The sequence below is a fragment of the Paracoccus marinaquae genome, from assembly GCF_018860165.1.
GTDB lineage: Bacteria > Pseudomonadota > Alphaproteobacteria > Rhodobacterales > Rhodobacteraceae > Paracoccus > Paracoccus marinaquae.
This window is the reverse complement of the sequence record NZ_JAHKNG010000034.1, coordinates 14,421-35,485: the sequence shown is the minus strand read 5'-3', so window position 1 is coordinate 35,485 and position 21,065 is coordinate 14,421. Positions and strand designations below refer to the sequence as shown.

At 69.1% G+C, this 21,065-nt stretch carries 20 protein-coding genes; 9 read left to right on the top strand and 11 right to left on the bottom strand.

Going from position 1 to position 21,065, the window contains the following annotated elements:
- Positions 1-4 precede the first annotated feature (4 nt).
- Together KNW02_RS15655 and KNW02_RS15650 are read left to right on the top strand one after the other, a co-directional pair.
- Positions 5-793 carry an enoyl-ACP reductase FabI gene (locus KNW02_RS15655; RefSeq protein ID WP_216034221.1) on the top strand — a complete coding sequence of 263 codons (789 nt, stop codon included), beginning with the start codon at positions 5-7 and terminating at the stop codon, positions 791-793.
- Positions 794-854: 61 nt separating this feature from the next.
- The gene (locus KNW02_RS15650) at positions 855-1,691 is read left to right on the top strand and encodes an alpha/beta fold hydrolase (protein ID WP_216034220.1); all 837 of its coding nucleotides are present in this window, start codon (positions 855-857) and stop codon (positions 1,689-1,691) included.
- A gap of 10 nt (positions 1,692-1,701) precedes the next feature.
- Here KNW02_RS15650 and dinB read toward each other — a convergent pair whose 3' ends face one another.
- The 3 genes from dinB to KNW02_RS15635 are packed head-to-tail and all read right to left on the bottom strand — an operon-like array spanning position 1,702 to position 5,209.
- Positions 1,702-2,829 (bottom strand): DNA polymerase IV, encoded by a 1,128-nt coding sequence (gene dinB, locus KNW02_RS15645; RefSeq protein WP_216034219.1) that lies wholly within the window; start codon positions 2,827-2,829, stop codon positions 1,702-1,704.
- The gene (ygfZ, locus tag KNW02_RS15640; RefSeq protein WP_216034218.1) at positions 2,826-3,545 is read right to left on the bottom strand and encodes a CAF17-like 4Fe-4S cluster assembly/insertion protein YgfZ; all 720 of its coding nucleotides are present in this window, start codon (positions 3,543-3,545) and stop codon (positions 2,826-2,828) included. The genes dinB and ygfZ overlap by 4 nt, the downstream gene beginning before the upstream one ends.
- Positions 3,542-5,209, bottom strand: a complete 1,668-nt coding sequence (locus tag KNW02_RS15635) for an ABC transporter ATP-binding protein (protein ID WP_431356765.1) — start codon at positions 5,207-5,209, stop codon at positions 3,542-3,544. Before KNW02_RS15635 ends, ygfZ begins: the two co-directional genes overlap by 4 nt.
- Before the next feature lie 384 nt (positions 5,210-5,593).
- Here KNW02_RS15635 and KNW02_RS15630 point away from each other — a divergent pair, with 384 nt between their 5' ends.
- Complete coding sequence (locus tag KNW02_RS15630; RefSeq protein WP_216034217.1) at positions 5,594-6,772, top strand: pyridoxal-phosphate-dependent aminotransferase family protein; 1,179 nt, start codon at positions 5,594-5,596, stop codon at positions 6,770-6,772.
- A 13-nt stretch (positions 6,773-6,785) separates the two neighbouring features.
- On the opposite strand, the gene rsmD is transcribed toward KNW02_RS15630, so the two are convergent.
- Both rsmD and KNW02_RS15620 read right to left on the bottom strand, forming a co-directional pair.
- Entirely contained in the window at positions 6,786-7,355 is a 570-nt protein-coding gene (gene rsmD / locus KNW02_RS15625; RefSeq protein ID WP_216034216.1) for a 16S rRNA (guanine(966)-N(2))-methyltransferase RsmD, read from the bottom strand.
- Positions 7,356-7,461: 106 nt separating this feature from the next.
- A complete protein-coding gene (locus tag KNW02_RS15620) occupies positions 7,462-8,661 on the bottom strand; it encodes an NAD(P)/FAD-dependent oxidoreductase (RefSeq protein ID WP_216034215.1) in 1,200 nt (399 codons plus the stop codon).
- Positions 8,662-8,744: 83 nt separating this feature from the next.
- Here KNW02_RS15620 and KNW02_RS15615 point away from each other — a divergent pair, with 83 nt between their 5' ends.
- A complete protein-coding gene (locus tag KNW02_RS15615; RefSeq protein WP_216034214.1) occupies positions 8,745-9,230 on the top strand; it encodes a peroxiredoxin in 486 nt (161 codons plus the stop codon).
- Positions 9,231-9,272: 42 nt separating this feature from the next.
- Here the strand turns inward: KNW02_RS15615 and KNW02_RS15610 are convergent, their stop codons facing one another.
- Positions 9,273-10,175 (bottom strand): LysR family transcriptional regulator, encoded by a 903-nt coding sequence (locus KNW02_RS15610; RefSeq protein ID WP_216034213.1) that lies wholly within the window; start codon positions 10,173-10,175, stop codon positions 9,273-9,275.
- Positions 10,176-10,274: 99 nt separating this feature from the next.
- On the opposite strand from KNW02_RS15610, the gene KNW02_RS15605 reads away from it, so the two are divergent.
- Complete coding sequence (locus KNW02_RS15605) at positions 10,275-10,628, top strand: hypothetical protein (protein WP_216034212.1); 354 nt, start codon at positions 10,275-10,277, stop codon at positions 10,626-10,628.
- Between the two features lie 56 nt (positions 10,629-10,684).
- Here the strand turns inward: KNW02_RS15605 and KNW02_RS15600 are convergent, their stop codons facing one another.
- The 4 genes from KNW02_RS15600 to smc form a co-directional block, all read right to left on the bottom strand.
- The gene (locus KNW02_RS15600; protein ID WP_216034211.1) at positions 10,685-11,818 is read right to left on the bottom strand and encodes a GNAT family N-acetyltransferase; all 1,134 of its coding nucleotides are present in this window, start codon (positions 11,816-11,818) and stop codon (positions 10,685-10,687) included.
- 74 nt (positions 11,819-11,892) lie between these two features.
- Complete coding sequence (locus KNW02_RS15595; RefSeq protein ID WP_216034210.1) at positions 11,893-12,648, bottom strand: glycerophosphodiester phosphodiesterase family protein; 756 nt, start codon at positions 12,646-12,648, stop codon at positions 11,893-11,895.
- Positions 12,648-13,103 carry a RidA family protein gene (locus KNW02_RS15590; RefSeq protein WP_216034209.1) on the bottom strand — a complete coding sequence of 152 codons (456 nt, stop codon included), beginning with the start codon at positions 13,101-13,103 and terminating at the stop codon, positions 12,648-12,650. Before KNW02_RS15590 ends, KNW02_RS15595 begins: the two co-directional genes overlap by 1 nt.
- Positions 13,104-13,159: 56 nt before the next feature.
- Positions 13,160-16,612 (bottom strand): chromosome segregation protein SMC, encoded by a 3,453-nt coding sequence (gene smc, locus KNW02_RS15585; RefSeq protein WP_216034208.1) that lies wholly within the window; start codon positions 16,610-16,612, stop codon positions 13,160-13,162.
- A gap of 201 nt (positions 16,613-16,813) precedes the next feature.
- On the opposite strand from smc, the gene KNW02_RS15580 reads away from it, so the two are divergent.
- The 3 genes from KNW02_RS15580 to KNW02_RS15570 are packed head-to-tail and all read left to right on the top strand — an operon-like array spanning position 16,814 to position 19,119.
- A complete protein-coding gene (locus tag KNW02_RS15580) occupies positions 16,814-18,007 on the top strand; it encodes a TsoY family (seleno)protein (protein WP_216034207.1) in 1,194 nt (397 codons plus the stop codon).
- Positions 18,008-18,026: 19 nt separating this feature from the next.
- Positions 18,027-18,407 carry a CidA/LrgA family protein gene (locus KNW02_RS15575; RefSeq protein WP_216034206.1) on the top strand — a complete coding sequence of 127 codons (381 nt, stop codon included), beginning with the start codon at positions 18,027-18,029 and terminating at the stop codon, positions 18,405-18,407.
- The gene (locus tag KNW02_RS15570) at positions 18,400-19,119 is read left to right on the top strand and encodes an LrgB family protein (RefSeq protein WP_216034205.1); all 720 of its coding nucleotides are present in this window, start codon (positions 18,400-18,402) and stop codon (positions 19,117-19,119) included. The genes KNW02_RS15575 and KNW02_RS15570 overlap by 8 nt, the downstream gene beginning before the upstream one ends.
- Before the next feature lie 37 nt (positions 19,120-19,156).
- Here KNW02_RS15570 and zapE read toward each other — a convergent pair whose 3' ends face one another.
- Positions 19,157-20,296: a cell division protein ZapE gene (gene zapE, locus KNW02_RS15565; RefSeq protein WP_216034204.1), complete on the bottom strand. Its 1,140-nt coding sequence runs from the start codon at positions 20,294-20,296 to the stop codon at positions 19,157-19,159.
- Between the two features lie 110 nt (positions 20,297-20,406).
- Here zapE and KNW02_RS15560 point away from each other — a divergent pair, with 110 nt between their 5' ends.
- Entirely contained in the window at positions 20,407-21,042 is a 636-nt protein-coding gene (locus KNW02_RS15560; protein ID WP_216034203.1) for a 5'-methylthioadenosine/S-adenosylhomocysteine nucleosidase, read from the top strand.
- Positions 21,043-21,065: the final 23 nt, after the last annotated feature.

Below are 21,065 nucleotides of genomic sequence, written 5' to 3'. Positions count from 1 at the left end.
GACTATGGGCGATCTTCTGAAGGGCAAGCGCGGGCTTGTGATGGGGGTCGCGAATGACCGCTCCATCGCCTGGGGTATCGCGAGGGCGGCGGCGGCCGAGGGCGCGGAACTGGCCTTCAGCTATCAGGGTGAGGCCTTTGGCAAGCGGGTCGAACCGCTGGCGGCCTCGGTCGGCTCGGATCTGCTGCTGGATGTGGACGTGACCGACGACGCCTCGCTGGAGGCGGCTTTCGCCGCACTGGCGGATCGCTGGGGCCGGCTGGACTTTCTGATCCACGCCATCGCCTTTTCCAACAAGGACGAACTGACCGGGCGGTTCATGGACACGAGCCGCGCCAACTTCAAGCACAGCCTTGAAATATCGTGCTATTCCCTGATCGAGGTGGCACGGCGGGCGCATCCGCTGATGTCCGCGGGCGGCAGCATCATCACCCTGACCTATGGCGGCTCGAACCGGGTCACGCCGTTCTACAACGTCATGGGTGTCGCCAAGGCGGCGCTGGAAAGCAGCGTGCGCTATCTCGCCAATGATCTGGGCCCCGAGGGGATTCGCGTCAACGCCGTCTCGCCCGGCCCGATGAAGACGCTGGCCGGCGCGGCCATCGGCGGGGCGCGTAAGACCTTCCGCCACACCGAGGCCAATGCGCCGCTGCGCGCCAATGCCACGCTTGAGGCGATCGGCGGGACTGCGGTCTGGCTGCTGTCGGACTGGGGCGCCTGCACCACCGGCGAAGTGGTGACGGTCGATGGCGGCTATCACGTCCTGGGGATGCCCCAGAGCGAGAATCTCTGACACAGGATCGAGGGCGTCCGGCCCCGGACCGAACAATGTCACGCGGAAGATGAGGGCGAATATGGGTTTCTTTCACGCCGAGGACGGGGCGAGGCTGGCCTATTCCGATGAGGGCGAGGGCCTGCCGGTCCTGTGTCTGGCCGGGCTGACCCGCAACATGGCCGATTTCGACCATGTCGCCCCCCATCTTGCGGATTGCCGGATGATCCGGATGGATTACCGCGGCCGCGGCCAGTCCGATTTCACCGGCGCCGCGACCTATACCGTTCCGCAGGAAGGCAAGGATGCGCTGGCGCTGCTTGACCATCTGGGAATCGACAGGGCTGCGATCCTCGGCACCTCGCGCGGCGGGCTGATCGGGATGGTGCTGGCGGCGGCGGCGCATGGCCGGCTGCTGGGCCTGTGCCTGAACGATGTCGGCCCCGAGATCGAGCGCGCCGGGCTGGAACGGATCATGGACTATGTCGGCCGCAACCCCAACGCCCGGACCCATGTGGAACTGGCCGCGAAACTGCCCGCCGCCATGCCCGGGTTCGCAAATGTCCCCGAAGGCCGCTGGCTCAGCGAGGCGCGCAAGCATTATGAGGAAACCTCGGAAGGGCTGCGGATCAGATACGATCCGGCGCTGCGCGAAGCCTTCCTTGAGGCCTTCGAGGGCGAAGCGCCCGATCTCTGGCCGCTCTGGCAGGCGACTGCGGGGCTTCCGGTGGCCCTGATCCGGGGCGCGAATTCCGACCTGCTGTCGGCCGGCATCGCCGCCGAGATGAAACGCCGCCGCCCCGACATGCTGTTCGCCGAAGTACCCGACCGCGCGCATGTGCCCTGGCTGGATGAGCCCGAGGCGGTGGCGCTGCTGCGCGACTGGATCGCGGCCTGCACGGTCGGGACCCCGGGCTGAGCCACGGCGATCAGGGATCGTCACGCGCGCCCGTGCGGGCGTCGAACAGATCCAGTTGCGCCGGATCGCCGGCGTCGTCATTCTCGAACCCCGACAGCGTGATCCCCAGAAGCCGCGCGCCCCGCGGATCGGGCAGGACGGTGGCAGCCAGGTCGCGGGCGATGCCCAGCATCTCGTCCCGCGAGGCGAGGGCGCGGGGCAGCGTGCGGGCACGGGTGATTTGCTGAAAATCCGCGAACTTCACCTTCAGCGTCACCGTCCGGCCGCGCAACTCATGCCTTTCGACATAATGCCAGACCTTTTCAGCCAGCACGGCCAGGGCCTCGTTGATCTCGCCGAGCGCCATCAGATCGGCGAAATAGGTGTTCTCGGCCCCCACCGATTTGCGGACCCGGTCGGGACGCACCTGCCGGTGATCGATCCCGCGCGAGATGTTCCAGTAATACTGCCCCGACTTGCCGAAACGCCGCTGCAGGAAATCCAGTTCCTGCGCCCGCAGATCGGCCCCGGTGCGAATGCCCATGGCCTGCATCTTGCCGGCCGTGGCCGGGCCGATGCCGTGGAACTTGCCAACCGGCAGCGACAGCACGAAATCCGGCCCCTTGGCGGGCGTGATGACGCACAGCCCGTCGGGCTTGTTCTGGTCCGAAGCCAGCTTGGCCAGGAACTTGTTGTAACTGACCCCGGCGCTGGCCGTCAGCCCGGTCGCCTCGCGGATGCGGGCGCGGATCTCGCCGGCAACCCGCGTCGCGGTCTGGCCGGGCCAGAGGTGGTCGGTCACGTCCAGATAGGCCTCGTCCAGCGACAGCGGCTCGATCAGCGGAGTGTAGTCGGCGAAGATGTCACGGATCTGGGCGCTGACGGCGCGATAGACCTCGAAACGGTGACGCACGAAAATCAGGTCGGGGCAGAGCCGTTTCGCCGTGACCGAGGGCATGGCCGAGCGCACGCCGAAGACCCGCGCCTCATAGCTGGCCGCCGCGACCACCCCGCGCAGGCTCGATCCCCCGACCGCCACCGGCTTGCCGCGCAGGTCCGGATTGTCGCGCTGCTCGACCGAGGCATAGAAGGCATCCATGTCGATATGGATGATCTTGCGCGGCGGCGCCCCGGGGGCGCTGTCGCCCCCGCCGGTCATTCCGCGAAGACGCGGGCCGCGCCGGCCTCCATTCCCTCGCCCAGCCGATCGAAGCGGACATGGGCGATGCCGCGCCCGCCCGACTGGGTGTAAAGCGTGCCGACCTCGCGCCCCTCGCGCAGGATCGGGGTGCCGACGGGTACCGTGCCGTCGACGCGCAGCGTCGTCAGCCCCTTGCGCAACTCGGTCTTGTGCTTCATCCGGGCGGTGACCTCCTGCCCGACATAGCAGCCCTTGCGGAAATCGACGCCGTGCAAGCGCTCGAACCCGGCTTCCAGGATATAGCTGTCGTTCGGGATCAGTTCGATCAGGCTTTCGGGAATGCAATGCGCCACCCGGATCGCGTCCCAATCGCTGCCGTCATCGCCCGCGCCGCCGTAAAGCCGCCAGCCAAGCGCCTCGTGTCGCGGGTCCGCGATGGCACCCTCCGGCGCGGGACCGGTGCCGCGCGCGACCGTCATGGCGACGGCTTCAAGCCCGACCTTCGAGCGCAGCCTGTACAGCGCCAGCCGCTTCAACAGGTCATCGGCCAGATCGGCCTGCAAATCCAGCAGCAGTGCATCTCCCTCCGGCACGATCAGGAAATCGGCCAGATACTTGCCCTGCGGCGTCAGCAGCGCGGCCCAGCAGGGCGCCCGGGTCACATCGTTGCTGACCAGCCCCTGCAGGAACTCGACCCGGTCCTCGCCGGTCACACGGATGATCTGGCGGGTCATGTTCCCTCTCCGAATTGCAGCGCGACGAGACGGGCATAGGTGCCGCCCCTGGCGATCAACTGGTCATGGTCGCCCTCTTCGACAACCCTGCCCGCCTCGATCACGACGATCTTGTCTGCGTTGCGGATTGTCGACAGCCGGTGCGCGATGACCAGCGTGGTGCGGCCCCGCGACAGCCGGTCCAGCGCCTCCTGCACCAGCCGTTCGCTGGCGGTGTCCAGGGCGCTGGTCGCCTCGTCCAGCAGCAGCACCGGCGCATCGCGCAGGATCGCGCGGGCGATGGCGATGCGCTGGCGCTGGCCGCCCGACAGTGCCGATCCGCGCGGCCCGGCCCGGCTGTCCAGCCCGCGGCCCATGCCGTCCACGAAATCGCTGACATGAGCCGCCTCGATCGCGCGTTGCAGCGCCGCCTGATCGGCCTCGGGACGGCCCATCAGGATGTTGTCGCGCAGGGTCTCGTCGAACAGCGCCGATTCCTGTGCCACGGTGGAAAACTGGTCGCGCAGGACCGCAAGGTCAAATTCGCCGACCGGAAGTCCGCCCAGCGTGACCTGGCCCCGGTCGGGATCGACCATGCGCGTCAACAGGTTGAAGATGGTCGACTTGCCCGCCCCCGAAGGCCCGACCAGGGCGGTGGTCCGGCCCGCCTCGGCGGTGAAGCTCAGCCCGCGCAGCACCGGCTGGCCGTCATAGGACAGCCACACGTCGGCAAGCGCGATCGAGGTGTCCGCAGGGGGCTGCGTGCGCGGCCCGGACAGAACCGTCGGCCGGGTGTCGAAGACCTCGTAGATGCGCTCGAGGCTGGCGGCGGCGGTCTGCCAGGTTCCGGCCAGCCCGCCCAGGCGCCGCAGCGGCTGGAAGGCCAGGGCCAGCGCAGTGAAGAAGGACATGAAGTCGCCGACGCTGCGCTCGCCCTGCATCACCTCCTTGCCGCCCAGAGCCAGCACCGCGACGAAGCCGATGCCGGTGACGATGTCGGTCAGGGCGGGAATGACGCTGCTCATGGCCGCCACCTTGACCTCGGCCCGCCGGATGCGGCCGACGATCTCGGCGAAGCGGCGGGTCTGGTCGGCCTCGGCGCGGTTCAGCCGGATCGAGGCGATGCCGTGCAGGACCTCGTCCAGCCGGGTGGCGCGGGCGCTGGCATTGCTGCGGTTCTGGCGCATCTTGCGGCGGACGTAACGCTGGACCAGTGCCGCCGGGGCGATCAGCAGCGGCGCCCCGATGACCGCCGCGAGCGTCCAGCGCGGGTCGACCGACAGCGCCACCCCGAACAGCATCAGAAGCGAGATGACATCGCGCGTCGCCCCGGTCAGCAGCGTGGCCCAGACCCCCTGCACCGCGATCGTATCGCCCTGAATACGCTCGATCAGGGCGCCCGGCGGGTTGTCGCGGAAGAACCGGCCGTCCAGCGTCAGGATATGGGCCAGAAGATCGGTCTGCATCCGGGTCGAGATCCCCAGCGAAATGCGGGTCAGCAGCGCCCGGCTGGTCACCAGCGTCACCGCCCGCAGCAGGAATACCCCGAAGATCGCGCTGCCGACCCACCAGATCGCATCCGCCTGCTTGCCGACGAAGACAAGATCGAAAAGCGGCTTCAGCATCCATGAGATCAGCGCCAGCGTCGATCCCTCGACCGTCAGCAAGAGGAAGGCCAGCAGCATCGGGCCGCGGTGGCCCCGCAGATAGTCCGACCAGAGCCGCCGAAACAGGGAGGAGGAGGGAACGATCTGGGTCACGATCTCGCTTGCGTTCATGGACGGGACGATACTGGAAGCCCAGCCATAGCCCGGCAGGTGGTTCCCGGGCAAGGCGTGCCCGGCCGGCCGCCGGCATGCGCATCGGGGGCGAGGACAGGGGGCTCGCCGCCCCCTCTTGGCCTGCGGCCAATTCACCCCGCAGGTATTTGCAAAGAGCGCGAGGCGAAAGACCGGCTTTCGGGCGGCCCGCGCCGGCCTGTCGAAGTCCTTGGCGGGGCGTTGACGGGACGTTGACGGAGCGCGTCGGGCGGCCTACCGGGTCCCATGCATCGTGAAGGAAACCCGGTCATGAGTCTTGCCACAGGCCACCCTCTTATCGCCATTCCGGGCCCCTCGCCCGTTCCCGACCGGGTGTTGCGCGCCGCCCATCGCGCCTCGCCCGACATCTACGGATACGAGCTGGCCGACCTGAACCTGCGGGTGATGGCGCAGTTGAAGCGTCTGGCGGGCAGTGCGGCGCATCTTGCGCCCTATATCGGCAATGGCCATGGCGCGTGGGAGGCCGTGGGCGCCAATCTGTTTGCGCCCGGAGACCGGGTTCTGGTGCTGATTTCGGGTCATTTCGGCCATTCCTGGGCCGGACAGATGGCGGCCATGGGGATCGCGGTCGAAACGCTGGATTTCGGTCCCGCGGCAGCCGCGCCGGAACGTCTGGCCGCCCGCCTGGCCGAGGATCGCGAGGGCCTGATCCGGGCGGTCCTGATCTGCCAGATCGACACCGCATCGGGTTGCCTCAGCGACATCCCGGCGATTCGGGCGGCAATGGCCGATCATCCTGCCCTGCTGGTCGTGGATGCCGTCGCCGCGCTTGGCTGCGTGCCGATGATGATGGACGACTGGGGCGTCGATGTGCTGATCGCGGCCAGCCAAAAGGGGTTGATGAGCCTGCCCGGCACGGCCTTCGTCTGGTTCTCGGAGCGGGCGGCCGCGCGCGGGCGGACGGCGCTGACCACGCCCTACTGGGACTGGCATCCGCGCGCCGCCGCGGATCGCGACAGCCTGTGGCGGTTCTGGGGCGGCACGCCACCGGTGCAGCAGCTTTTCGCGCTGGATGAGGCGCTGCGGATCCTGCTTGACGAAGAGGGGCTTTGTGCGGTCTGGGCGCGCCATGCGGCGCTGGCGCGGGCGGTCTGGGCTGCGGTCGATACCTGGGGGGCGGGCAATCCGGACATCCGGCTGACGGTCGCGGATCCCGCGGCGCGGGCGGCCTCGGTCACGGCGCTGTCGCTGCCCGGCGCCGATGCGCTGCGGGGCTGGGTCAGCCTGCATTGCGGCGTCACGCTGGGGATCGGGCTGGGGGCGCAGAATGCGGCCAATGCGCTGCGCATCGCCCATATGGGGCATGCCAACGCGGCGATGGTGCTGGGGGTTCTGGGGGCGATGCAGGCCGGGATGGTCGCGTTGGACATTCCCCACGGTTCCGGTGCGCTGGATGCGGCGGCAGCCGCCCTCGCCGAACCGGCCTGAAGCTGCCCGGCCCTCAACCGGGTCCGGGAAGGCGGGCCAGGGTCACGGTGCTGTCGCCATAGCGGCGCTGGTCGATCCCGACCAGCGGTGCCGGGACCAGCGGCGGGCGCGATTCCTCCCAGACGACGACCGCGCCGGGGGCGAGCCAGCCGCCCTCGAGCGCCGAGGCCATAGCGCGCTCGCCCAGGCCCTGGCCATAGGGCGGGTCGAGAAAGACCAGATCATAGGCGCCACCCCGACAGGGCCCGAGGCGGGTGGCGTCGCGGCGCCAGATATCGGTCACGCCACCGGCGCGTGCGCGTTCGACATTGCTGCGGATCAGGGCCCGCGCGGCCACCCCGTCATCGACGAAAGCCACCCGGGCCGCACCGCGCGACAGCGCCTCGAGCCCGAGGGCGCCGGTGCCGGCAAAGAGGTCGAGGACGCGGGCACCGGCGACCGGGTTGCCGTGGCTGCCATTGATGAGCAGGTTGAAGATCGCCTCGCGCACCCGGTCGGTGGTCGGGCGCAGATGGGCCGCCGCATCGCCGGCACCGACTTCGGCCAGTTTCAGACCGCGCAACGTGCCGCCGACGATCCTCATGCGCGGGGGAACCGGTCGTGCGGGGCTGTCTGCCCCGCGTCCCGCGGGCATCGGTGCCGTCCCGAGGGCATTTCCGCACACGAGGGCATTTCCGCACAAGAGACGCTCACAGCAGGCTCTTCAGTTCCGTCGCGCCGGCCAGCGTCTCGGGGTCGGGCGAGCGGCCCGATTCGATCAGCCGCTTGCCGATCATGTAGGCGCGGGCGTCGTTCAGCGCATCGACGGCGATCAGCCGGTCCATCCGGTAATACCAGACCGAGCCGCCGTGCCGGCCGTCGCCGGGCCGGGTGACGATCCGGTCATGGCCGGTGCCCAGCCCGGCGATCTGCAGCTTCGCGTCGAACTGGTCGGACCAGAACCACGGCTTCGGCGCATAGGCTCGGTCGGCGCCGAGGATATTCTCGGCCACCAGTTCGGCCATGTCGATGGCGCCGCCGACGCTTTCCAGGCGGATACGCGCGCCCTGCCAAGGAAAGCTGGCGCAGTCGCCCGCGGCCCAGATCGCCGGATCGGATGTACGCCCCCGGTCGTCGGTGGCGATGCCGTTGTCGATGGCAAGCCCGGCCGCCTCGGCCAGCGCACTGTCCGGGCTGACGCCGATACCGGTCACGATCAGGTCGGCGGGCAGTTCGGTCCCGTCCGCCAGCCGGATCCCGGTCGCGTGGTCATCGCCGATGATCCGCTCGATGCTGACGGCTTCGAGGATCGTCACGCCATGGTCCCGGTGCAAGGCCCGGATCATGTCGGCGGTTTCCGGTGCGGCAACGCGGCCGAGGATGCGCGGCGCGGCCTCGATCAGCGTGACCTCAAGCCCCAGCTTGCGGGCGACGGCAGCGGCCTCAAGCCCGATATAGCCGCCGCCAATGACGATCAGGCGGCGGTCCGGCCGCATGTCGGGGGCGATGGCATCGACATCGGCCAGGCTGCGGATGACATGAACGCCGGGCAGGTGCCCGCCCATCGCGGCCGGCAGGCGGCGGGCGCGCGCCCCAAGCGTCAGGGCGAGGGCGTCATAGGGCAGGCTGCCGCGATCGGTCGTGATCAGGCGGGCGGCGGTATCAATGGCGGTGGCGGTTTCACCCAGCCGCAACTCGACCCCCTGTTCCTGCCACCACTCGGCCGAGCGCAGCAGCAGCCGGTCCAGCCCCATCTCGCCCAGGAGATAGGCCTTGGACAGCGGCGGGCGCTGATAGGGAGCGACGGGTTCGGCGCCGATCACCGTCAGCGGCCCGTCATGGCCCTTGGCGCACAGCCGCGCGGCCATCGAGGCCGCCGCCTGCCCCGCCCCAAGGATCACGATCCGCATTCCCGCCCCGCCTGTCATCTGGCCTGTTTCAGGGCGGCAGCCTATAGTCCCCGCGAATCCGTTGCAATTCATGGAGACGCGCGATGAGTATCCAAGCAGGAGACAGCTTTCCCGGTGGCAAACTGCTGCGGGTGGGCGAAAGCGGCCCCGAGGCGGTCGACACCGCCGAACTGGCACAGGGCCGCGTGGCGATTTTCGGGCTGCCGGGCGCCTTTACCGGCACCTGCACCAATGCCCATATGCCCAGCTTCATCCGCACTGCGGACAAGTTCCGTGACAAGGGCATCAGCCGGATCGTCTGCCTGACCGTGAACGATCCCTTCGTCTGCGACGCCTGGGCCAAGCAGACCGGCGCCCCGGATGCCGGCATCGAGGTGCTGGCCGATGCAGATGGCGGCGTCACCAGGGCGATGGGGCTTGATTTCGACGCGGCCCCCGCCGGCCTGTTCGGACGCTGCAAGCGTTTTGCCGCGCTGCTGAAGGATGGCAAGGTCGAGGTCATCCAGGTCGAGGAATCGCCCGGCATGTGCAGCGTCAGCGCGGGCGAAGCCCTGCTGGAGAAAGCCTGACAACCCGGCGCGGGGCGGTGTCCGGCCACCCCGCGCCCTTTCCTAGAGCCGCTGGCAGATCGCGGCGATCACCTCGCGCAGCCAGCGATGGGCGCGGTCGTTGCGATAGCGCGGATGCCAGCCCAGAAAGACCGACAGCGGCGCCATCTGGACCGGCAGCGGCGCGTCGGTCAGACCCGCACCGTCGAAATCCATCAGGATGCGCGGCACCACGCCGATCAGGTCCGAGGCGCGGATCAGTGCCGGCGCCATCGCATAGCTGCTGACCGAGGCCGTCACATGGCGGCGCATGTCATGCTGTTGCAGCACCCGGTCCACCGGCCCCTGCAGGCTGGCCTCGACCGGGCTGACATGCAGATGCGGCAGCGCGCAGAACTGGGCCAGCGTGATCCCCTCCGCCAGCAGCGGATGGTCCTGCCGCCAGATCACGCGATATTCGGTTTCGATCAGCTTCACGCTCTGAAAGCCTTGGGGCAGCAGCATCGCCGTGGTCACCGCCAGATCGACGCGCCCCTCGGCGCCGTCCTGCTCCAGCCGGGCGGGATCCAGCGCGCCGGCAGTCAGGCGCAGCCCCGGCGCCTCGTCGCGGAAACGCTGCAGGAGCGGCGGCAGGATCGTCGCCAGCGCCAGATCGGCGGCGACGAGATGAAAGCGGCGGTCGCTGGTGGCGGGGTCGAAACCGGTCTCGGACAGGACCAGATCCGAGATGTCCTGCAGCAGCATATGCAGCGGCGCCTGGATTTCCTGCGCGCGTGGCGTCGGCACCATGCCATGGGCGTTGCCGACCAGCAATTCGTCGCCCGTCAGGTCGCGCAGGCGCGCCAGCTGCGCCGACAGGGCCGGCTGGCTGATGCCGAGGCGACGGGCTGCGGCGGTCACGCTGCGCTCCGCCAGAAGCGCGTCCAGCGAGACCAGCAGGCCCAGATCCGACCGGCGTAAATCCATTTTTGTTATCCTAATTATATCTACAATCTATTTTTATTATTCATCGGGGAGCCCTATCTGTCCAGTCAGAGAGACAACCCAGCCCCGAGGAGTTTCAAGATGAGCTTCAAGATCGCCACCGCCGCCCTGCTGACCGCCCTTGCCGCCGCCCCCGCGACCGCCATGGCCGACAGCATCACCCTGACCGTTCCGGCCACCGGCGCCAGCCTGCACAGCGAAAGCGTCGACATGAACGTCTATTTCACCGACGCCGCCGGCAGCGCCTATGAGGTCGTGGCCACCTATGTCAGCGACAGCGCCCCCGACCAGCCGCAGCGGCTGATCATGGCGCTTGAGGACGGCGACGATGTCAGCTTCGCCCTGCCCGCCCATCCCGAGACGCTGTATAACTTCCAGCGCAAGGGCGGCATCCTGACCGTGACCAGCACCGGCGGCGATGCTGCCACCAGCTGAGCCGCAACAGATCACACCCAAACGGCCCGCCGCCTGCCCCGGCGGGCCTTCTGATGTCAGCCCTGTTTCCTGAACGGCGTCCAATGGGCCAGCGCGTCGATTTCCTGACCCATGGCGCGACGCTCCTGATCGAGATAATCGGCCAGCGCCCGCAGGAACCCCTCGTCGCTGACCCAGTGCAGCGAATGGATCGGCACCGGCTCATAGCCGCGGGCCAGCTTGTGTTCGCCCTGCGCCCCGGCCTCGACCCGCGCCAGCCCGTGCGCGATGGCATGGTCGATGGCCTGATGATAGCAAAGCTCGAAATGCAGAAAGGCATGGTCCTCGACGCAACCCCAGTAGCGGCCATAGAGCGCATCCGGCCCGATGAAGTTCAGCGCCCCGGCGATGGGCTGGTCGTCGCGCAGGGCCAGCACCAGCAGGATATCGTCGCGCATGGTCTGGTGGATGCGATCGAAGAAGGCACGGGTCAGGTAGGGCCGGCCCCATTTTCGCCCGCCGGTATCCTGATAGAAGGCCCAGAAGGCATCCCAGTGCCGGGGTCGCAGGTCGTCTCCGCGCAGATGCCGGATCGTGCCGCCGAAGCCCTGCGCCCGCGCCCGTTCCTTGCGGATCGCCTTGCGCTTGCGCGAACTGAGCGCGGCCAGGAAATCGTCGAAATGGGCATAGCCGCGATTGAGCCAGTGGAATTGCTGGGTCACGCGGGGCAGAAAGCCCGCCTCTTCGCCCAGCCGCGCCTCGTCCTCGGTGCAGAAGGTCACATGCGCGCCCGAGGCCCCGCCGCGCTGAGCCACCTGCGTCATCCCCGCCAGCAGCGCCTGCCGCACCGCCGGCTCGGCCGCCAGCAGCCGCGCGCCGCTGGCCGGGGTGAAGGGCACCGCGCCCTGCAGCTTGGGGTAATAGCGCCCGCCTGCCCGCATATAGGCCTCGGCCCAGGCGTGATCGAATATATATTCGCCCTGACTGTGCGATTTCGCGTAAAGCGGCGCGGCCCCGACGATCCTCCCGTCCCGCTCGACCGTCAGGTGCAGCGGCTGCCAGCCGGTCCCCGGCCCGACCGAGCCCGAGGCCTCCAGCGCATGCAGAAAGCGATGCGTGGTGAAGGGGTTGCCGTCGCCCAGACCGTCCCATGTCGCGGGCGCGATCTCGGCTATGGCGGAATGCGTGGTCAGGGTCAGGGCGGCGGTCATGCGGGCAGACTAGGGGCTTGCCCCGGCTTTGTCAGCGTCCGGGCGATCACAAGGCACGGCGAGGGCCAGCGCGCCTATCGCGGCGCCGCATAGCCCTCGAAGGTGATGTTGTCGGCCAGACGGCGCGCCTCGGCCTCCTCGGCCGGGCTGCGCACGGTCCAGCACAGCACCGGCACCCCGCGCGACTTCAGCGCAACGACGCGCGGATTGGCCAGGTCGTTCCTGTCATGCGAGATGAAACAGGCGCCCGAAGCCTCGAAATCGCCGATTCCGGCCAGATCCCGGCGGGTGTCCTTGTCCAGCGCCGGCCAGTCCTCGGCCGGAAAGCCGCAGGAGGTGATCCCGGCCGGGATCCGGGGCATGGCGGCGTGAAACGCCTTCACCACATGCGGGTTGAAAGACATGACGGCCACCGGCCCGTCATAGGATTTCAACTGATCCGCGACATGGTCGTGCAGGTCGCCGATATTCGTGCCCAGACGGCCGTCCTGATCCTTGATCTCGATCAGCAGCGGCACCCGCCCGGCGACCAGCCGCAGCATCTCGGCCAGGGTCGGGATCGCCTGATCCGTGTCCAGAAGCCGCATCCCGGCCAGATCCCCGGCCTCGATATCGGCGATATAGCCCTCATCGCCGGCCAGCCGGGCCAGATCGTAGTCGTGAAACACCATCGGCACACAGCCGGCGGCGGGCTGGATGTCCATCTCGATCCCGTAGCCGGCGGCAATGGCGGCCTCGGCGGCGGCCAGGCTGTTTTCGGGCACGCCCGGCCCGTGCAGCCCGCGATGGGCGAAGGGGATGCGCAGAAATTCCAGCGGCAGGGTTGCCATCACTTCACCTCGAAGACCGCCTCGATCTCGACCGCGACGCCCAGCGGCAGCGCCGGCGCCGAGACGGCGGCGCGGGCATGGCGGCCGGCCTCGCCGAAGACCTCGACCATCAGGTCCGAGCAGCCGTTGATGACCTTGGGCTGATCGGTGAAATCCCCGGTCGAATTGACGAAGCCGGTCAGTTTCACGACGCGGGCGACGCGGTCCAGGTCACCGATGGCCGATTTCAGCTGCGCGATCAGCGCCAGCCCGCAGCGGCGGGCGGCGGCGGCGCCGTCCTCGACCGACATGCCGTCGCCCAGCCTGCCCTTGATCAGCCCGTTCGCATCGGCGCTGATCTGGCCCGAGATGAAGACCAGATTGCCGCTTTGCACGAAGGGCACGTAATTGGCCGCGGGCGCGGGCGCGTCCGGCAGGGTGATGCCTTTTTCGGCAAGGGTCGCTTCGATGCTCATGGCTGTCCTCGTCTGACTGCAATGCGGATTCGGGCCGCAGCCTAACGCGGGCAGGGTCAGGCGACCAGAGCCTCGGCGCGGTTCAGATCGACGCTGACCAGCTGGCTGACCCCCTGTTCGACCATGGTGACGCCGAAAAGCCGGTCCATCCGCGCCATCGTCACCGCGTGATGGGTGATGACCAGAAAGCGGGTCTCGGTGCGGTTGGTCATCTCGTCCAGCAGGTCGCAGAAGCGCGAGACATTGGCATCGTCCAGCGGCGCATCCACCTCGTCCAGCACGCAGATCGGGGCGGGGTTGGCAAGGAACACGGCAAAGATCAGCGCCAGCGCCGTCAGCGTCTGTTCGCCGCCCGACAGCAGGCTGAGGGTGGACAGTTTCTTGCCCGGCGGCTGGCACATGATTTCGAGGCCGGCTTCCAGCGGGTCGTCGGATTCTACCAGCACCAGCCGCGCCTCGCCGCCACCGAAGAGGGTGGTGAACAGCGTGGTGAAATTGGCGTTCACCGTGTCGAAGGCGGCCAGCAGGCGTTCGCGCCCCTCGCGGTTCAGGCTGCCGATACCGGCGCGCAGCTTGCGGATCGCCTCTTCCAGATCGGTCTTCTCGCCGGCCAGACGGTCGCGCTCTTCCTCCAGTTCGCGCTTGTCCTCGTCGGCGCGCAGGTTCACCGCGCCCAAGCCGTCGCGCTGCGTGCGCAGTCGGGCTATCTTGTCCTCCAGCACGGCGACCGGCGTGTCGGCATCGGCCTCGTCCAGCGTCTCGCGCAGGGCCTGCGGCGTGTCCTCGGTTTCCTCGAGGATGCGGCTGTGGGCGGCCACCTCGCTGTCGCGGGCAGCCTCGGCGCGGGCCTCGCGGGCGGCGCGGGTTTCGCGCGCCTCGGACGCCGCACGTTCGGCGTCACGCTCGGCATGGGCGGCGGCGCGGGCCGCGTCATCGGCCGCGCTCAGCGCTTCGCGGGCACGAGCCGCACGGGTCTGTGCCTGGTCCTCGCGCCCGGTCAGGCTGTCGCGTTTCTCGGCCAGAAGGGCGGGCTGGGCTTCGGCCTGCTCCAGCTCATCCGCCGCCGCCTCGCGCCGCGCAGCCAGTTCGGCGGCGCGCGTGCCGGCCTGTTGAAGGCGCAGCTTCCAGCCCGAGTCCTCTCTGGCGATTTCCTGCAACCGCTTGATCCGGGCATTGCCCTCGCGGCGCAATTCGTCCAGCGCGGCGCGGCGGGTCATGGTGGCGATGCGCGCGGCCTCGACGCCGGTGCGGGCATTTTCGACCGCCTGGGCGGCATCGGCGCGGTCGGGCAGATCCGCCAGCGCCCGTTCCGCCTGGGTCAGCCGCCCCCGCGCATCTGCGGCATCCGCCCGGTGCCGCGTCACCTCGCTCCGCGCCGAATCGACGCGGCTGTTGGCCATGGCCAGATCCGATTCGGCCCGGGTCGCCGCGCGCGCGGCATCCGACAGCAGCCGTTCGGCCTCGCGCCGCGCATCGCGGGCGGATTTCTCCATCGCCGCCACATCGGCCAGCCGCGCCTTGGCCTCATCATGCGCCTCGGCGGCGGTGGCGGCGCGGGCCTGCGCCTCTTCGGCCTGCCCGGTGATCTCCTGAAGCTGGTTCACCTTCTGCAGATGCAGCGCGGCCGAGGAGGAAGCCTCGCCCGCCAGGACCCGCATCCCGTCCCAGCGGAACAGATCGCCCTCGGGCGTGACCAACCGCTGACCGGGGGCCAGCCCCGCCTGCAGGGCCGCCCCGGCCCCGGCATCCGCCACCAGCCCGACCTGCGACAGCCGCCGGGCCAGCGCCTCGGGGCCGGTCACATGATCTGCCAGGGGCGCGGCACCCGCCGGCAGGGGCTGGGGCGCGTCCCAGAAGGGCAGGACATGCCAGCCCGATTCGCCATCCTCGGCCAACCCGGCACGCAGGTCGTCGCCAAGCGCCGCGCCGAAGGCGATCTCGTGGCCCTTCCCGACCTGCACCCGGTCGAGGATCGCGCGGCCGTCCGACTGGCCGCGCTCGACCAGCCGCCGCAGCGCCGCCATCTCGGCGGCCAGCGCGCCCGATTCGCCCTCGGCCTCGGATCGCGCGGCCCGCGCCGCGGCCTCGGCGGTCTCGGCCTCGGCGCGGGCAAGCTCAACCCCGGCCAGCGCCTCCTCGGCGGCCTCGGCGCGGTCGCGGGCGGCTTCCTGCGCCGCTTCGGCCGCGCGCAGGGCGGCCTCGGCCTCGGTGCCGGCCCCGGCGGCGCGGGTGGCGTTTTCATCGGCCTCGGCCGCCGATTTCTCGGCGCGCTCCAGCATTGCCCGCAGATCGGATACCAGCCGCTCGGCCGATTGATGCCGCGCCGCCAACCGCGCCGATTCGTCAGTCAGTTCGGCCAGCCGCGCCTCGACCTCGCGCAGCGCCTCGGCGGCCTCGTCAGCGGTACCCGCCGCCGTATCCAGCCGCGCGTCATGGCCCTGCCCGGATTTCTCCAGTTCGGTCCTTTCCCAGTCCAGCCGCTCGACCACCTCGCCCGCATCGCGGTTCAGCGCCTCTTCGCGCTCGATGTCGCGGTCAAGCTGGGCGATGCGCGCGGCCAGTGCGCGGACCTGTTCGGCCGCCCGCGCCTCGGCCTCGTCCAGCGCCTCGCGCTCGACGACCAGCCGCGACAGGATCGCGGCCGCCACCTGTTCCTCTTCGCGCAGGGCCGGCAAGGCCTCATCCGCCGCCTCGCGCCGAGCGCTGGCCTGCCGCGAAGCCGCCTCGGCCTCGCCCGCCGCCTTCAGCGCCGCCGCCAGCGCCTCGACCGCCGCCAGCCGTGCCGCTTCCGCCTCGGACCAGCGGCGATAGAGCAGCAGCCCCTCGGCCAGCCGCAGGGCCGCACCGATCTCGCGGTATCTCGCCGCCGCCCGCGCCTGGCGGGCAAGGCTGGCCGCCTGTGCCGACAGCTGGTCCAGCGTGTCATCGACGCGGGTCAGGTTGGTCTCGGCCCCGTTCAGCTTCAACTCGGCCTCGTGCCGGCGCTGATAGAGACCGCTGATCCCCGCCGCCTCCTCCAGGATCCGGCGGCGGTTCTTGGGCTTGGCGTTGATCAGTTCCGAAATCTGCCCCTGCCGGACCAGCGCCGGCGAATGCGCCCCGGTCGAGGCATCCGCAAACAGCATCTGCACGTCGCGTGCCCGCACATCCTTGCCGCCGATCCGGTAGGCGCTGCCCGCGTCGCGGGTGATCCGGCGCACGATGTCGAAACTGTCGTCATCGTTGAAGCCTGCGGGTGCCAGCCGGTCGCGGTTGTCGATGGTCAGCGTGACCTCGGCATGGCCACGGGCCGAGCGGCGCGAGGTGCCGGCGAAGATCACGTCCTCCATCCCCTCGCCACGCATGGCGGTGGGGCGGTTCTCGCCCATCACCCAGCGCAGCGCCTCCAGAAGGTTCGACTTGCCGCAGCCATTCGGGCCGACCACGCCGGTCAGCCCCTCGCGGATCACAAGATCGGTGGGGTCCACGAAACTTTTGAAGCCGTTGAGGCGAAGGCGGTCGAATCGCACGGGGGCGCACTCCGTCGGATACTGCTCGTTTTGGTGATTGTTCCTGCCCGACCGCTACGTGTCAACCAAATCCCAACATATGGGCGAAATGGTGGAAGGTATCCACAAGATGAGGGCTGCCTTTCATAAACACATTCCAATATTGAAATGTGAATGCCGCCCCATTACATTCCAATTTCAGAATTAATCATGGAGGCCGATATGCCTGATCCACGCAATTCCGCTTGGTCGCCGCTCTACTATCTTGCCTCGGTCGGGGCAGGCGGGCTGACCGTCACCTTCTTCATGTGGCTGTATTTCTGGGTGCCGCATCCCGGCAGCCCGGTGCCGCTGTTCAATCATGTCGTGGCGGCCTTTGCCGCCGGGCAGCCCCTCAGCCGCGCGATGATCGCACTGGCAGCGGCGGGGATCGCCGTCTTCGCCTGGATGAACCTGTCGCTGCTGGTCTGGAACCTGCGCGCCCATCGCGCCTTTCACGGCAGCGAGGCCGAGGCGCAGCTGAAACGGTCGAACGGCCAGACGCAGCTGATGGCCCTGCCGCTGGCCATCGCCATGTCGATCAATGTGGGCTTCATCCTCGGCATGATCTTCGTGCCCGGCCTGTGGTCGGTCGTCGAATACCTGTTCCCCGCCGCGCTGCTGGCCTTTCTTCTGACCGGCGCCCTGGCATTGCGGCAACTGGGCGCATTTCTTGGCCGGGTGCTGACCGAAGGCGGCTTCGACTTCGGCGCCAACGGCTCTTTCGCGCAGATGCTGCCGGCCTTCGCACTGGCCATGGTCGGGGTCGGGCTGTCCGCCTCGGCGGCCATGTCCACGACGGTCGCGACGGCGGGGGTGGCCGTGGTGCTGTCCAGCTTCTTCTTCATGGCTTCGGCCATCGTCGCGGCAGTGTCGATGATACTCGGCGTCTGGTCCATGTTCCGGCATGGCGCAGCCCGCGAGGCGCTGCCGACGGTCATGGTGGTCATTCCGCTGCTGACCGTGCTGGGCATCCTGCTGCTGCGCCAGAACCACGGGCTGCACGCGCATTTCGGCGGCCATTCCGACCCGGCCGCGATACTGATCCTGCTGACCCGCATCTTCTCGGTCCAGATCCTGTTCGGGCTGCTGGGCGTGGCGCTGCTCAGGCGCAGCGGATATGCCGCCGAGTTCCTGCATGGCGAGCGACGCTCGGCCGGGGCCTATGCGCTGGTCTGCCCCGGCGTCGCGCTGATGGTGATGGGCATGTTCTGGGTGAACAAGGGGCTGGTCGGCGCGGGCATCATCGCCAGCCATGGCGCGGCCTACTGGACGCTCAGCGCAGCCCTCATCGCGGTGCAGGCGGCAAGCATCGCGCTGGTGCTGTACCTGAACCGCCGTCACTTCCGCACGTCCGCTCTGGCGCAACCCGCATGAAGCGGCTAGCGTCCCGGTCATGATCGGAACGCTGGCCATCATTCTGGGTTTCCAACTGGTAGGCGAGGTCGCGTCACGCGCCCTCGCCCTGCCCCTGCCCGGCCCCGTGGTCGGGCTGATCCTGCTGGTCGGCAGCTGCCTCTTGCGCCCGGCGCTGGCCGACCGGATCCGCCCGGCCACCATGGGCCTGCTGCAGCATCTGTCGCTGTTCTTCGTGCCGGCCGGTGTCGGCATCGTCGCGCATTGGGAATTGCTGCGCACGCATGGCATGGGGCTGGCGCTGGCGGTGATGGGCTCAACCGTTCTGGCGATCGCGGCCGGGGCGCTGGCCTTCACGCTGGTTGCGCGCTGGACCGGGTCAGAGGACCCTTCGGCCCTGAAGGACACGTCCGATGAATGACGCGCTGCTGATCTGGTCCTACCTGTCCGAGGGGCCGCTGTTGTGGCTGACGGCGACGCTGGTCGCCTATGTGATCGGCGATGCGGCGTTTCGTGCCGCGGACCGGCAAAGCTGGGCCAATCCGGTGCTGATCGCGGTCATTGTTCTGGCGCTGCTGCTGTGGCTCACGGGCACCGATTACATGACCTATTTCGAGGGCGCGCAATTCGTCCACTTCATGCTGGGGCCGGCAACCGTGGCACTGGCGATGCCGCTTTATGACAATCTGCCACGGGTCAAGAAGGCCGCATGGCCGATGCTGGCGGGGCTGCTTGCGGGATCGGGCGTGGCGGTCCTGTCGGCGCTGGCCATCGCCAAGGCCTTCGGGATCGAGGGGGCGGCGCTGGCCTCGCTGGCACCGAAATCGACGACGGCGCCGGTCGCCATCGGCATTGCCGAGCGAATCGGAGGCCAGCCCACGCTGACCGCCGCGCTGGTGCTGGTGACCGGCATCTTCGGCGCGATCATCGTCACGCCGCTGCTGAACATGCTGCGGATCAGGGACTGGCGCGCGCGCGGTTTCTCGGTCGGCGTGGCGGCGCATGGCATCGGCACCGCCCGCGCCTTCCAGGTGAATGAAACGGCGGGCGCCTTCTCGGGCATCGGCATGGGGCTGAACGCGGTGCTGACGGCGATCATCGCGCCGCTTGCACTGCGGCTGTTCGGCGGCTGAGCCGGGACGGCAGGTTTCACCGGCCACCCGCCCCGAATCAGGCCAATGGCGTCGCCGGGACCTGCGCCTCGCAGCCCCAGCCGGCATCCTGCATTTCGCGCAACCGGCTGGCCGTACGCTCGAACTCGAAGCTGCCCTCGCCCTCGTTATACAACTGTTCGGGCTGATCGGCGGCGCTGGCGATCAGGCGCACACGAGCCTCGTAGAGCGCGTCGATCAGGGTGACAAAGCGCTTGGCCTCGTTGTAGTTCGAGATCGAAAGCCGCGGGACCCCGTCCAGCATCAGCACCCGCACCCGCTGCGCCAGCGCCAGATAATCCGCCGGCCCCAGCGGCAAGCCGCACAGATCCCAGAACCCCGAACGCGCGACCCCCGCCGCGAAGGCCGGCAGCCTGACCTGGCGCCCCTTGACCTCGAAACTATCCGGGGTGGGGGGCGCGCCGCCGGTCAGATCGGCCCAGATCGCATCCATTGCCGTATGGGCCTCGGCATCGGCCGGGCAGAACCAGACCTGGCTGCCAAGGCTGCGGCCCTGACGGTGATCGGTGTCGCTGTCGAGACAGACCACCTCCATCCGTTCGCGGATCAGACCGATGAAGGGCAGGAACAACTGCCGGTTCAGCCCGTGCTTGTACAGATCCTCGGGCACCCGGTTCGAGGTGGTGACGACCACCACCCCCTGCTCGAACAGGACCTGGAACAGCCGCCCGACGATCATCGCATCGGCGATATCGGTGATCTGCATCTCGTCGAAACACAAAAGCCGGACCTGACGCGCGACCTCCAGCGCGACCGGCCGGACGGCATCCTGATCGCCCCGCTTGCGCGCGGCCTCAAGCCCCGCCTGAATCTCCTGCATGAAGGCGTGGAAATGCACCCGGCGGCTGGCCACCGGCGCAATCTCGGCCATCAGATCCATCAGCATCGACTTGCCGCGACCGACCCCGCCCCAGAGGTAAAGCCCCTTCACAGCCGGCCCCGACGCCACCGGGGCCGGATTGCCGACCCCGAGAAAGGCCCGCCAGGCCGAGCGCGGCCGCTCTGGCGGCGCGGCCGGCGCGCCGGCAAGGTCGGCCAGCACCCGGTCCAGATGCGGCAGGACCGACTGCTGCGCCGAATCGGGTCTTATCCGCCCGTCCGCCACCCGCTGCCGGTAGAGTTCGCTGACCTTGCTCATGCGTCGCACCTGCCACACAGTCGCCGCCTCCCGCAAGGGGCCGTGATCGCGGCTTGACCGGCCCGACGCCGCCATGCCACCCCTGCGGCCACCATCAGACCGGAGGCCAGATGCCCGATACCGCCCGCCCCGACCTCATCTCCGGACTGCCGGTGCTGTTCGTCATGGCCGCCGAGGCCGAATACGGCCCGGCGCTGCGGGTCCGCATTTCGCCCCTGATCACCGGGATCGGGCCGGTCGAGGCCGCGGTGCAACTGACCGCCGCCCTTTCGCGACAGGCGGAACGGCCGCGACTGATCGTCTCGCTGGGCTCGGCCGGTTCGTGCCGGCTGGCACAGGCCGAGGTTTATCAGGTCAGCGCCGTGGCCTATCGCGACATGGACGCCTCGGCCCTCGGTTTCGAGCGCGGGCGGACGCCCTTGCTGGATCTGCCCGCGCGGATCCAGATGCCGCATCGCCTTCCCGGCCTGCCCGAAGCCACGCTTTCGACCGGTGCGAATGTCGTCAGCGGCACAGCCTATGGCCAGATCGCCGAGGACATGGTGGATATGGAAACCTATTCCCATCTGCGCGCGGCCCAGCATTTCGGCATTCCGCTGATCGGGCTGCGCGGCATCTCGGACGGCGCCGAGGAATTGCGCGGGCTGTCGGACTGGACCGACTATCTGCATGTGATCGACGAAAAGCTGGCGGCCGCGGTCGATGCGCTGGCCGCGGCACTGGAGACAGGCCAGCTGTCGCCCTAGACCGGGCTGCTTGTCCTTGCCCG